Origin of the sequence: Ramlibacter sp. (assembly GCF_036676645.1) — a bacterium.
In the GTDB taxonomy this organism is placed as follows: Bacteria; Pseudomonadota; Gammaproteobacteria; order Burkholderiales; family Burkholderiaceae_C; genus Ramlibacter.
This window is the reverse complement of record NZ_JAKFCM010000103.1, coordinates 1-2,207: the sequence shown is the minus strand read 5'-3', so window position 1 is coordinate 2,207 and position 2,207 is coordinate 1. Positions and strand designations below refer to the sequence as shown.

The 2,207-nt window shown below is 66.7% G+C and carries 2 protein-coding genes and 1 pseudogene; all 3 read left to right on the top strand.

The window, feature by feature from the left end:
• Positions 1-921, top strand: a pseudogene (locus tag V6M57_RS15220) (hypothetical protein); the annotation flags it as partial.
• A 127-nt stretch (positions 922-1,048) separates the two neighbouring features.
• On the top strand, positions 1,049-1,735 hold the full coding sequence (locus tag V6M57_RS15215) for a histone (RefSeq protein ID WP_332815846.1): 687 nt from the start codon (positions 1,049-1,051) through the stop codon (positions 1,733-1,735).
• A gap of 101 nt (positions 1,736-1,836) precedes the next feature.
• Positions 1,837-2,207, top strand: a 371-nt coding sequence (locus V6M57_RS15210) for a hypothetical protein (protein ID WP_332815845.1), incomplete at its 3' end; no start/stop codon positions are given.

Sequence of the window (2,207 nt, the reverse complement as noted above, 5' to 3'; positions counted from 1 at the left end):
AAGATGAAGTACGGCGAGCCCGAGTCGGTCGCGTTCACCGAGCAGGTGAGCCGCGAGATGGCCGTCGCCGGCTGGGAAGTGGCGCTGACGCTGGGCAAGGAAAAGGGCCCGGCGCCGATCATGGACGAGGAGTTCAAGGTCACCGCCGAGATGCTGCGCAAGCGCCCGGAGATGAAGAAGGACGGCTGGAAGGTCGGCCAGAAGATCAAGGGCCGGCAGCTGCACGCCCAGTACTCGCGCTACATGCAGCGCCTGGCGACGGTGGCCCCGGAGCTGGTCGGCGAGCTGGCCGAACACGGCGCCCGCTTCACCCACCACAGCTCGATCGCCCCGACCGGCACGATCAGCCTGAGCCTGGCCAACAACGCCAGCAACGGCATCGAGCCGTCGTTCGCGCACCACTACAGCCGCAACGTGATCCGCGAAGGCAAGAAGTCCAAGGAAAAGGTCGAGGTCTTCAGCTTCGAGCTGCTGGCCTACCGCACCCTGGTGAACCCGGCGGCGATGCCGTTCGCGACCGAGGGTTCGACCCAGCTGCCGGACTACTTCATCTCGGCCGACGACATCACCCCCAAGGCGCACGTCGACATCCAGGCCGCCAGCCAGAAGTGGGTCGACAGCTCCATCTCCAAGACCGCGAACGTCCCGACGGACTACCCGTACGAGGACTTCAAGGACATCTACATGTACGCCCACAAGATGGGGCTGAAGGGCTGCACGACCTTCCGCTTCAACCCGGCCGCCTTCCAGGGCGTGCTGGTCAAGGAGGCGGACCTGGAGAACACCACGTACCGCTTCGAGCTCGAGGACGGCACCGTCGTCGAGGCGCGCGGCAACGAGGAAATCGAGTACGACGGCGAGCTGCACTCGGCCGCCAACCTGTTCGACGCGTTGAAGGAAGGCTACTACGGGAAGTTCTGATCCATCGGCCCCCTGGGGCGTGCCGGCCGCCGCGGAGGCGGCCGCCGCCATCACGGGAGATTCAGAAAAATTCGCGCTAAGTTAGGCCCGCGGCAATCGCCGCGTTTTCCAGACGAGGAGAGCGGTAATGAGCAATGGCAATGGTGTGACGGCGGCGATTTCCAGCGCCGCGGAAACGGTGGGCGAAAAAGCCTCCGAAGTCGGCAGCGTGATCGCGGGCGGCGCCAACATGGCCGTCGCGGCGGCCAAGAAGCAGGTCAAGCGCGCCAGCAAGACCGGCGCGGGCAAGGCCGTGTCGAAGGCGGCGGCGAGCGCCGGCAAGGCGGTCGCGGCCGCGGCCGAGGCGGTCGGGCTGAAGAAGAAGACGCCGGCCCGCAAGAAGGCCGCCGCCAAGAAGCCGGCGACCAAGAAGGCGCGCAGCGCGGCCGCCAAGAAGGGTGCCAACACCCGCGCCGCCAAGAAGGCCGTCAAGGCCGTCAAGAAGACGGTCGCCAAGACCAAGCGCACGGTGACCAAGGCCGTGAAGACGGCCAAGCGTTCGGTCGCGGCCAAGAAGGGCGCTGCCACCCGCGCGGTCAAGAAGGCCAAGCGTTCGGTCGCCGCCAAGAAGGGCGCCACGACCCGCAAGGCCGCCACGGCCAAGCGCTCGGCTGCCGCCAAGAAGGGCGCCGCCAAGCGCGCGACGAAGAAGACCGCGGCCCGCAAGGCCCCCGCGAAGAAGTCGGCCGCCCGCAAGGCTCCGGCGAAGAAGGCTCCGGCAAAGAAGGCCGCGGCCCGCAAGACGACCGCCCGAAAGGTTGCACGGAAGCGTTAAGACCGAAGGCTGTCCCGATTGTCGTACCCGTCCCCCCGCCCGCGCGGCGGGGGGCTCCGGGCACGGTCCCCCCTGAAGCGGCACGCACAGACAAAGCACCGATGGCCATCAAGATCAGCAAGAAAATCAAGGGTTACAGCGTCCAGAAGCCGGAAGACGCGAAGCGCGAGGCGTCCGTCGCCAGCATCGCGCCCGTCGCGGTGGCCGTGCCCGAATCCAACATCGTGCAGATGCACGAGAAGGTCGAGCGCCCGGAAGTGCTGATCGGCTCCACCTACAAGATCAAGTCGCCGCTGGTCGAACACGCGATGTACGTGACGATCAACGACATCGTCCTCAACCAGGGCAGCGAGCACGAGCTGCGGCGCCCGTTCGAGGTCTTCATCAATTCCAAGAACATGGACCACTTCCAGTGGATCGTGGCCCTGACGCGCATCATGAGCGCGGTGTTCCGCAAGGGCGGCGACGTCAC

What these genes read in the sequence shown, in the direction of transcription:
- V6M57_RS15215 (WP_332815846.1), top strand. Translation starts at nt 1,049, where the DNA reads ATGAGCAATGGCAATGGTGTGACGGCGGCGATTTCCAGCGCCGCGGAA.